A 9,662-nucleotide genomic window follows, 5' to 3' on the forward strand; every position below is an offset into this window, starting at 1 on the left:
GGCGGGTCAGGACTCGTCGGCCCGAGCGAGGATCGCCTCGATGCAGGCCGCGGCCTGGCGCCAGACGGTGAGGAACTCTCTGCTGTCTACCTGTGCTTCGCGCCACTGCGAATTCTCGTCGTGGGAGCGGAAGCTGAACAGGATCGCGCGGTCGGTCATCTCGGCGTCGACCTGCATGTGGTCGAAGGTGTCACCCAGAATCAGCTGAAACCGCTCATGCGGTTCGCCACTCTCGACCAGTCGGGCGAGATCTTGCAGGTCGCAGTAGTGCGGATAGAAGGCCGTTGTGGTTCCGTCACCTATCGGCCAGCCGCTGAGCAGGATCTGGAAGAGACCGAAGCGCCGCAGTGGCATGTACTCGAGTACCACGATCTGGAAGCCGCCCGGCTCTCCGAATATGCCCACAGACTCTCAAACTCCAGGGTACCGGCCAGTTACGGCCTCAAGGGATGACTCGTGAGAACGACCTGTAGCGATCATGAAGATCTCAAGCTCAGCGATCGCCGGAGGATTCGTGCCTACCGTCCCATCATCCCTGCTTGAGCCGCTGTGGGACCAGTTCAGCGCGCTGATTCCTGACCGGCCCGAGTTCGATCCGGCGCATCCATGGGGGTGCCACCGCCGCCGGGTGCCCGACCGAGTCGTCTTCCGCCACGTCGTAGACGCCCTGGTCCACGGCTCGGGTTATGAGCGGATCGCCAGCAACGAATGCTCGGCCACTACGATCCGGCGCCGGGTCAGGGAATGGGCCCACCTCGGACTGGCCACGCGGCTGCACGCGATCGCCCTGGCCGCTTACGACACGATGATCGGCCTGAGCCTCGATGATTTGTCTGCTGACGGCTGTCACACCAAGGCACCTTGCGTCGGCGCCAAAGCCGGACCGTCACCGGTCGACCGTGCGAAGCAGGGACTCAAACGCTCCACTTTGGTCGATGCCAATGGAGTCCCGCTGGGCATTGCGTCGGCCGGCGCGAACCGGCACGACTCGAAACTGCTGGAGCCGACCATCGAAGCGGCCGAACATCAGCTCGGAGCCCTACCCGGGAACGCCGTAATCCACCTGGACTCTGCGTACCACGGGCGCGCCTGCCGTCGAATACTGGACGATCACAGGCTGATCGGTGAGATAGCCGTGAAGGGCATCCCGGCCCCGATCCAAGTTGGCAAGCGTTGGGTGGTCGAACGTACGCAGTCATGGATGAACGGCTACGGCAAGATCCGCAGGTGCTTCGAACGCGACGGAGAGGTCGTCGATTTCTACCTCTACCTCGCCGCTGCGTTCGTCACCGTCCGCACGCTGATTCGCCGAGCGCGCAAGCTCTATCGCTGGAGCACGCGGCCAACAGCCCGCCGCCTCCGCTGACCATCAAGTGGCGGTCGCTCTTAGAGTGAGCCTTCCACTGACGCTCAAAGAGGATCGATCATGGGGATAGCAGACACCTCCATCGCCGCGCAGAGCCGGGCCCGCACCTGGACGAAACTGCATCAGCACTTGGGGTCCGCCCCTGGCCCTCTGACCTACGACATGGTCAGCCGGGCCGCAGCGGACCACCTCGATGAGTCCGACGACCTCGACTGGAAAAGGGACCTTCCCCTTCCCCCTATGCACGGCCAGTGGAACGAGTTCGCCAAGGACATCAGCGCGATGGCCAATACCCGCGGCGGCCTGCTCATCTACGGCGTCGCCGACAACCACGAGATCACAGGCATCGACTGGGCAAGGGCTGACCTCCGGCAGTACGCACAGTGGGTCCGCAACCACGTCCACCCCTACCTGCCAGACCTGGTCATGTTTCCCCTGACCGACGGCACGACAACTCTCCTGATCGTGGATGTCCCTGCCAGCGAAATGGCACCGCACCTCGTCCACGGCAGATCGGACAAGGACAAAGAGCAGCAGGCATTCACGGTGCCGTACCGCGATCGAGACCACACCGCCTGGATGGCGGAGCACCAGATCGAACGTGCCTACCGCGACCGTTTTACCCGCATCGACAGGGCCGAGGAGGCACTGCGCCAGCACTCCGACTTCCTCACCAGGACCATCACCGCGCACTCCGCCAAACCCTCAGCCTGGCTCGTCGCGGTCGCACGTCCTACCCGGCCCTACCCTCACGGTGCGCCCCCGCTGAACCGGGACGAAGCTCGCTACCTTCTTCACGTCGCCGAGGAGCGAGGACGCAAGCTGCCGACGCGACGGACTCCCGGACCGATGACGGGCATGGGCGACACCCTCCTCAACCCCCGCCCGGGCCTGAGACGCTGGGTCTGCAGCACCATGGAGATCGACTACAACCGGAACTCCATGATCGAGCTGCACCACGACGGCACCGTGACCCTGGCCACCAACGTGTCATGGCGGCCCTATTCCGAGGAGCAGCGCGTCCTCGCCGAAGAGGGCATCGATGAAGCCCTCCCTGTTTCTCAGCGCGTGGTCGCGGTGGCCTGCGGTGACTTCGTGACCGTCGTCCAGGAGCTGCAGAGGAAACTGCGCCTGGACAGCACCCAGCAGATCACTGCAACGATCTACGCATCGAACGGTCCGGGGGCCCTCGAAGCCCGCGCTGCGGACTTCGCAGGTGGCCGCGAGGTCGCACTCCCCTATGCCCGCCGCCCTCATCACATCCAGCCGGTACACACGGTGCTCCCACCGATCGCGGACGACGAGGAAGCGGCACGCGTCTTCGAGGAACTCAGTACCGACTTGATGAGTCAGTTCGGTCTCTGAGAGCGCTTCTCGGACTCGCCCTCCCACGACTCCCATGACCGTGCTGGCCTCCGCATCGCCGCTCTCTCCCCCAACGCGGCGACGGCTGTTCGACGCCGCTCGCGCTGGCTGACACCGGGCGTCCTGCGAGGGCGTGACCGAACCGTCGGACCGGCGACCACTCCTCGCCCGACCGCCCCTGCCCGCTTGCGATGGTGAGTCCCCCGCGCCGAACTCACCACAGCATCTCGAGACAGGGGGACGAGCCGGGCTGCATGGTGAGTTTCCCGGATGGCAAAGCTCCGGCACCCGGGCCTGGCGCTCCCGGCGGATACCGGGGCCCTGCCAACTCAAGCTGCTGCGTGTGGTGAGCCGGTTATGCGAGCCCAGCCCCTTTGGACTCGTCGCATCCAACCGCCTGCTGCACCTGCGGCTCGTCGTGGATCCGGCTCTCCCAGAACACCTGGGATGTTTTATCTTCTGGGTCTTTATCCCAAGGTATGAGCTTTTTAGTCGTTCTCTTCCAGCTCTTGCCGTCACGATCAGAGAAGAAGGCGTACTGGACCTCTGCTACGGCAACAACTTTCCTCACCGTGGCTTCTTTTGCCTCGTTGGTCCGCCCCACCCCGACGATCTCCCTGTCAATCTGTTTCGGTGAGTAGATAAGTTCGGTGCAGGGTGCCAGACGCGTCGTTACCAGCCGAAACCGAACCACCGGCCCAACCCTTTGGTCGAACCAGGGGTTCGGCTCAAGCAGTGTCCCCGCATCCATCGCCAGCCAGACCAACGGGATGGGATCTACAGATCGGTTCTGGAGGTGCAACGTCCAGTTCTCGTCAATTCCTTCAACCCAGTAGGAGAAGGCCGCTGCCTGAGCCCGGGACTGCTTAGCAGAGTCCTCCCTCGACTGCTCCAACTGCTCCGCTGAGACGCGGGCTCCGTAGTACGTGGCGATACCTGTGAAAACCACACCACCGACAGCACCAATGGCGGTGAGCAATGCGCCTACAGCAACCCAGGGAACTCGGCGCAGCCAGTGCTGCGGTGGCTCTACGGTCTCAGCGCGAACACGTGGCCTCACAGCGTTGGGTGCCGGGCGTTGCCTTGCCAGGCGGAGTCTTACCTGTCTATGCGTACCGGTATCCCGCACATGACCTCCTTGCTTCGTAAAAACATGGACGCGGAATCGCTCTGAATGGCTGCACCTCAGCCTGGCTCGTTGAACTGATCGAGCCGTCGGACCGGCGATCACTCCTCGTGGGTCCGACCACCACGGTGCGTTCTCACGGCCCGGTCTCCCCGGCCCCTGGGGGAAGGCCGAGCAGCATGGCGTGGAAGAGCGGAGCGTCGGCCAGGCGGGGGCGCAGGTCCCCGAGGGTGGTCCAGCCCCATGACTCGTACAGGGCGTGGACCTTGGGGTGGTTCTGGTCGACGAGCAGCGTTGCACGCTGTTCCGTCCGGGCGTCGAGCAGGGTGTCGTGGAGGCGGCGGGCAGTGCCGGTTTTGCGCCAGGGGGTGCGAACCATGAGTTCGGAGAGCGCGTAGGTGCGCTTTCCCGTCTCGGCGGTGACGTCGGCGGGGACCTGGGTGAGCAGGCCGCCCCACCAGCGTGAGCCTGGGGGCAGTGGTGCTCCGTAGGCGTAGCCGACCGGCTGGTCGCCGTCGTAGCCCACGACACAGCTCCAGCCCGGCCGGGCGCTCCAGTGGTCGAGCCCTTCGGCGAAGCGGTCCGGGGAGGCGAACGGGTCGGTGCGTGCGGCGTCCGCGTAGACCTCGGTGTACACGTCGAGGAGCAGCGGGCGCAGCGCGGGGGCCCTGGCGCTGGTGTAGTGGCGCATCTGTATGCCGGTGGTCACGGCGTCTCCTGTGCGGTGGCGAGCTTGTGGTGGATGGTGGCGAGGCGCAGGGCGATGCGGGGGCTGTTGACCGCCGCGGTGTCGATGGCCGTGGCGGTCGCTCTGGCGCTGGTGGTGTCGCCCTGGGCGAGCTGGAGTTGGGCGAGCTGGATGCCGTAGTAGACGCGGTTGCGGTGCATTGCGGGGCTCAGCAGGCGCAGGGCCTGGGCGGTGGCCCTCTCCGCGTCGGGTAGTCGGCCTGTGGCCCTGTGGGCGATGGCGGCGAGTCCGGCGATCTCGGCGGCGTCCAGGAAGCGCAGCCAGGGTGGCGGGGGTGGGGTGGTGTCGAACCGGTCGTGGGCTTTCTCGGCGGCGAGGAGGGAGCGTGCGCAGGCGCTGTGGTCTCCGAGGTGGGCGTGGCCGATGGCGAGGCGGGAGTGGAGCAGCGCCGCGATGCGGGGGTCCTGGCGGGCCTGCCGGGTTTGCAGGGCGGCGCGGTTGATGGTCAGGGCTTCGCGGTGCCGGCCTTCGGCGCGGGACTGGAGAGAGAGGTCGGACCAGGCGCGGGCCTGGGCCCGCCCGTCCTTGGCCAGGATCCCCGACTGTAGGGCGTCGGCGTGGTGGAGCCGGGAGGTGGTGCCGTCCCCGGCGTCGTAGGCGGCCCATCCGGCGGAGGAGTAGAGGTCGCTGAGCGTGCGGTGCAGGGCCTGTTCGACGCGGGGGCCGTAAGTGCAGCCGTCCATGGTGTTGCGCAGGCGGTCGATGTAGGCGGTGGCGACGGTCAGCAGAGCGCCGCCGCCGATCGCGGTGAAGTGCGCGTCGAGCCTGCCGATGGTCGTGGTGATGCGGTCGACGTCCGCCATGGTGAGGCGTCCGCGCACCGGGGTCTCCTCCAGACGGAGCACGACGGCGAGGGTCGCGGCGGTGGACACGGTCAGGAATTCGCGACGCTTCACGGGTTCCTCCTGCCCTGGCCGCACCGAGGAGGGTGGTGGGGCGGGCAGGCGGCTGGTGCGGCCGCGCGGTACGAATCCCATGGCCTCGGGCGGCCGGTCGAAAATCTCGGCGAGAGGCAGAAGGTAGCGGCCGGTCGGCCAGCGTACGGTGCCGGCGATCCAGCGCCGCACGTCCCGGTCGGTGGCCGCGCCAGGGCGTCCGAAGATGCGTCCGGAGATCCGGTTGACCTCGTCGGCCAGGGACCGTTGGGTGTAGCCGTACTCGCGCAGCAGCCCCGTGAAGATGGTGTTGGTCGGTGTGTCCATCAGGCCTCCGGGTGGCTGCTGTTCGAGGTGGCGACGGTAGTCCAGGCGTCTGGTCCGCGTAAGGTAAAACTGTCCGCCTCCCGACAGGGACTTGCCCGTGTTCTGACCTGCTCCCACCCGTCCGTGAGGGCGTTGTCTGGGAGTAGGCCACCACACTGCACATTCGGGTCCTGGTCGAGCAGCCCGCTGTCGGCGACCGCACACCCGGCCGGGACTACCCACCCCCGGTCCTCCGCGTAGGCGGCGAGGTCGTCGAGCACCAGGTGCTCGACGCCGCGCAGCGGCGCCACCGCGTACAGCGCGACCGCGGGGCACGGCCCAACGACCGGCACCGCAGCGTCCGCCGGGCCGCGACGGCTTCCGCCCAGCAGGTGCGGCAGCGACAACCAACCGGGTGCGGCGGCTCGATGGTGGCATGACGCTCTCCCGATCGTTGGTTCCTCCAGCACCTCGCCCCTCTCGAATGCGACCCCGCCTGCCTCAGGACAGTACGCAGGACCGCCGCCGTCCAGCTCGTCAAATGGGCAGCGGGCGGATCCATGGGCGAAGCAGCCCACTACCTGGGCCTTCACACCACCAGGGGCAGATACAGGCCGTCGGACGCGTTCTACCAGTGGCTCGGCAACCACCGCCGAGAACACGTCAACACGGCACTGAGGAACCTCGCCCGAGACCTCGACAACACCAGAGACCTCATTGACTACCACCAACGACGCGAGGCGCTACGGACCTGGTCCCTGCCCCTGGAGACCTGGCAGAAGATGTCCCTCCACCTGCCCCCCAACGTCCTCCCCGACCGACCCGAGGACTTGCAACGGCAGGAGGCGTCGGTCTTCATCTGGACCCTCGTCACCAGAGGCGAAGCCCAGTACGCTCCTCGGCCGATCGAATCCCAGCATCCTCAGCACGCTCTTGGAGCGCGGCGTCGACCACATAGCGGCCTCTGGGCCCAGCACACCCAGTCCGATCTGCCACCCCGCCTCGCGAAGCTTCAAGAGCTCCTCATCCAGCACGCGCACCGACTCGCAACGGAGATCGACAACGGCAACAGCTGAGGTCAGGGGCGGCACCAGGACCCGAGAACTGATCGCATGCCCGCCGGTCAGCCGGTTCTGACGCCGTCCACGTTCCACTCCATTGGGAGGACCTCATCGCAGAAGACGCAGAAGAAGTCCTCCTCCCGCACGATGTTGAGCCGGTGGCAGGAGGGGCAGCGCCGGAAGATCACCTCATGGGTGAAGCCGGACGGACGAGCAATCCCGGCTCGGTCCAGGGCGTCCGCGACGGCAGGCCACGACCGAACGTCCGGGCAATAGCCGGTCGACTGATTGCTGACTTCTTCCACCACCCACCGTCCGGACTGCGTGCGGAAGCTCATCTCGCCGGCCCCGAGCACCGACTCGCCGCCAGCGCATGCGACATGCTCGCTTCGGCGCGGCGCCAACCGCAGGGTTCCGACGGAGTCCACAACGAAGGTGAACGGCTCAGCCAGTTCCTCCGCTGTCCGCGCCGACACCCAAGCATCGAAGTCCGCCGGCGAGCCCACTCTCCAACCCATGCGACCCGGCTGGACCAGTGCCTTCAGCTCAGTAGGCCCTACATACCCGTACTTCCGCCCCCACGTGCTCACCCTTGCCAACCTACTCGTTCGCCTCTACCTGACTTGTCAGACCCTGCAACTAGAGTGCGGCGGGATGGGGCCGGTTCCGAGGCCGCCAGCACTGGAGAACGGCAGCCTCCCTGGTCTGCGCGGGGGTGGTCTCGGCCCAACCGGCGTCCAGGCAAAGTCGAGGGCCACGAGTGCAGCCTGCCAGCCCGGCCCCATCTCATCCGACTCGTTCACTGCAAGCCCATACGGCTGGTGCAGACAGCTCCGCAGTCGCATCGGCCGTGGAACCCACCACGAACACCAGCAGATCGACAGGTGACAGAAATCGTGGCCAGGTGACACCTATCGCGTCCCGGCACATCAGTGGTCCACGTCACTCAAACTTCGATGGCACACGCTCAAAGTTCGATGGCACAGGACAAACACCTCTATATGCAGGTCTAGGCCGTGTTTTAGAACTGAGTCCCTGACCACGATCCATGCCGTGATGATCTTGTGTGGGGCGTGGGGATCTTTCGGATGAGCAGTGGTCGGTGCTGGAGCCGTTGTTGCCGGTCGCGGGGCTGGGGCGTCCGGTTCGCAACCGGCGGCAATTGATCGACGGGGTGCGGTGGCGTGTGCGGACCGGTGTGCCGTGGCGGGATCTGCCGGTCGAGTACGGGCACTGGCAGACCGTGTATGGGCTGTTCAGGCGCTGGCAGCGCGAGGGCGTGTGGGCTGGGATCCTGACTGCACTGCAGGCCAGGGCCGACGCTGCGGGCCTGATCACGTGGGAGGTGAACGTCGACTCCACGGTCTGCCGGGCCCATCAGCATGCCGCCGGTGCCCGCCGAGATGGTGCCGGGCAGAAGGAACCGCCGGGCGGGACACGGACCGAGCCGGACGATCACGGGCTGGGCCGCTCACGCGGCGGGTTCTCCACGAAGATCCACCTGGCCTGTGAACAGGGGCAGAAGCCGCTGTCGCTGCTGGTCACGGCGGGTCAGCGGGGCGACAGTCCGCAGTTCGAGCCGGTCCTCGAAGCGATCCGGGTGCCCCGTACCCGTAAAGGACGCCCCCGGGTGCGTCCTTTACGGGTACGGGGCGACAAGGCGTATTCCTCGCGCGCTAACCGTGCCTACCTGCGCCGACGCGGGATCAGGTGCACGATCCCCGAGCCGGCCGACCAAATCGGCAACCGCAGGCGCCGCGGCAGCGCGGGAGGCCGTCCACCCGCCTTCGACCGCCAGGACTACAAGGCCCGTCACGCGGTCGAGTGCGGGATCAGCCGCCTCAAACAGCACCGGGCCGTGGCCACCCGATACGAGAAGCTTGCCGTCCGTTTCGAGGCGACGGTCCAGATCGCGGCGATCCAGCAGAGGCTGTGACCCACCGACGGCCCATAGGGCCGTGCCATGCTGGCGCCCGAACCGACCGCGCACCGTGGGAAGAAGTCCAGTGGCCGCCAAGTACTACTACGCAGACAGCGAAAACGGCGACCACATCGACGACCCGTCCGAGGACGCCCTCTTCGAGCTGATCAGCGAACTGAACGATACGGAGAACACGTTCGTCGTCATCCAGCCCGACCAGGACGATCCCGCCTGGTTCGTCTCGGTCGCAGTCCTGGACGAGGGCGGATACGAGATCGTCCGCCGCGACGCCACCCGCCGCGAACACCACGTGACCACCGAGAACGACATCGGCCGAATCGCGAGCGACCTCATCATTTGGCTGGCCGCCCGCGACTTCCAAAACACGGCCTAGCCGTTCGTGGCACCAGCGCACCCCACGGGCCCCGGTCTCCTCGGGAGCTCTGACGGCTCTGGACTATCAGGAGGTCGCCGTGCGGCGGGCTCGCACCACCAACACCAACGAGTGATCAAGCGGACGGTGTTGACGGTGGTGGCGACCTCGAAGACACCGAACGCCGCCGCTCTGGATAAAGGGATCGAGTGCCCAGACGGCTCCAGGCGTACGGTCGGTGCCCGCGAGGCTGCCACCACCTGCACTGTGGAAGGCCGGGATAAGCGAAGGGCATCGGTCCCCGGCGCTCGAACGGACTGGTGGCCAGCCCCGCCCCACGGGGAATTAGGACGGCTCCGACGCCGTGATCACACCAGCCACACCAAGATCATTTCATAGAGGGACTGGCGACCGACCTGCCTCTCGGCTGCCGCTCAGCGGAGACGCCCAGGTGGGGTCGTGTCGGGATCTCCTCGTGAGGTGGGCCAGCAGGTGCTCCGCCGCGATGGAGGCGGTGTCTT

General features: G+C 66.7%; 10 protein-coding genes. 5 read left to right on the top strand and 5 right to left on the bottom strand.

Going from position 1 to position 9,662, the window contains the following annotated elements:
* Positions 1-6: 6 nt before the first annotated feature.
* Positions 7-405, bottom strand: coding sequence for a hypothetical protein (locus tag AB0F38_RS30870; protein ID WP_266708734.1), 399 nt, complete (start codon positions 403-405; stop codon positions 7-9).
* A gap of 109 nt (positions 406-514) precedes the next feature.
* On the opposite strand from AB0F38_RS30870, the gene AB0F38_RS30875 reads away from it, so the two are divergent.
* Complete coding sequence (locus AB0F38_RS30875) at positions 515-1,366, top strand: IS5 family transposase (RefSeq protein ID WP_361900607.1); 852 nt, start codon at positions 515-517, stop codon at positions 1,364-1,366.
* A gap of 60 nt (positions 1,367-1,426) precedes the next feature.
* On the top strand, positions 1,427-2,731 hold the full coding sequence (locus AB0F38_RS30880; protein ID WP_361900583.1) for an ATP-binding protein: 1,305 nt from the start codon (positions 1,427-1,429) through the stop codon (positions 2,729-2,731).
* A gap of 355 nt (positions 2,732-3,086) precedes the next feature.
* On the opposite strand, the gene AB0F38_RS30885 is transcribed toward AB0F38_RS30880, so the two are convergent.
* The 3 genes from AB0F38_RS30885 to AB0F38_RS30895 all read right to left on the bottom strand — a co-directional run bounded on the left by AB0F38_RS30885 (position 3,087) and on the right by AB0F38_RS30895 (position 5,807).
* Positions 3,087-3,710, bottom strand: a complete 624-nt coding sequence (locus tag AB0F38_RS30885) for a hypothetical protein (protein WP_361900586.1) — start codon at positions 3,708-3,710, stop codon at positions 3,087-3,089.
* A 283-nt stretch (positions 3,711-3,993) separates the two neighbouring features.
* Complete coding sequence (locus tag AB0F38_RS30890) at positions 3,994-4,566, bottom strand: GNAT family N-acetyltransferase (protein ID WP_361900589.1); 573 nt, start codon at positions 4,564-4,566, stop codon at positions 3,994-3,996.
* Positions 4,563-5,807 (bottom strand): hypothetical protein, encoded by a 1,245-nt coding sequence (locus AB0F38_RS30895; protein WP_361900592.1) that lies wholly within the window; start codon positions 5,805-5,807, stop codon positions 4,563-4,565. The genes AB0F38_RS30890 and AB0F38_RS30895 overlap by 4 nt, the downstream gene beginning before the upstream one ends.
* A gap of 539 nt (positions 5,808-6,346) precedes the next feature.
* Between AB0F38_RS30895 and AB0F38_RS30900 the strand changes: the two genes are divergently transcribed.
* Positions 6,347-6,862, top strand: a complete 516-nt coding sequence (locus AB0F38_RS30900) for a hypothetical protein (protein ID WP_361900595.1) — start codon at positions 6,347-6,349, stop codon at positions 6,860-6,862.
* 47 nt (positions 6,863-6,909) lie between these two features.
* Here AB0F38_RS30900 and AB0F38_RS30905 read toward each other — a convergent pair whose 3' ends face one another.
* Entirely contained in the window at positions 6,910-7,323 is a 414-nt protein-coding gene (locus AB0F38_RS30905) for a hypothetical protein (RefSeq protein WP_361900598.1), read from the bottom strand.
* A gap of 590 nt (positions 7,324-7,913) precedes the next feature.
* On the opposite strand from AB0F38_RS30905, the gene AB0F38_RS30910 reads away from it, so the two are divergent.
* Both AB0F38_RS30910 and AB0F38_RS30915 read left to right on the top strand, forming a co-directional pair.
* Entirely contained in the window at positions 7,914-8,783 is an 870-nt protein-coding gene (locus AB0F38_RS30910; protein ID WP_361900601.1) for an IS5 family transposase, read from the top strand.
* Positions 8,784-8,853: 70 nt separating this feature from the next.
* Entirely contained in the window at positions 8,854-9,162 is a 309-nt protein-coding gene (locus AB0F38_RS30915; protein WP_361900604.1) for a hypothetical protein, read from the top strand.
* Positions 9,163-9,662: the final 500 nt, after the last annotated feature.

The sequence above is a fragment of the Streptomyces sp. NPDC025273 genome (assembly GCF_040638585.1).
Classification (GTDB): Bacteria; Actinomycetota; Actinomycetes; order Streptomycetales; family Streptomycetaceae; genus Streptomyces; species Streptomyces cinereorectus.